Here is a 324-nt window from a genome sequence, read left to right as displayed (position 1 = left end):
CAGAAACCCCGCGACCCCGACCACCCCGTCCAACAGCGCGAGCCGCATCTCCGCCCACCGCGCCGGCATCCTCTCCCCCGCCAGACTCATCGGCCGCCGCACCAGATCGACCACCCTGTCGACCCGGGTCGCACCCCGCACATCCACACCGACCGTCCGCCGCAGCAGCTCATTCAGCCCCCGGCACCCCGCCGAATGCGGAAAATCGCCCGGATCCCCCGTCGCGATCGTCTCCACGATCACCGCCTCGGCACGCCGGAACGCCGCCCCCGCGCCCTGCAACACCGCGACCCGGTCCGCATCCGACAACCCCGCCAGCGCGTC

The 324-nt window shown here is 73.1% G+C and carries 1 pseudogene; it reads right to left on the bottom strand.

The features are described 5' to 3' along the window. Positions 1–324, bottom strand: a pseudogene (locus MRBLMI13_RS18400) (hypothetical protein); the annotation flags it as partial.

Source organism: Microbacterium sp. LMI13-1-1.1 (genome assembly GCF_040815625.1).
Classification (GTDB): domain Bacteria; phylum Actinomycetota; class Actinomycetes; order Actinomycetales; family Microbacteriaceae; genus Microbacterium; species Microbacterium forte.
The sequence above is the reverse complement of the archived record's forward strand: the minus strand, read 5'-3'. Positions and strand labels throughout refer to the sequence as shown.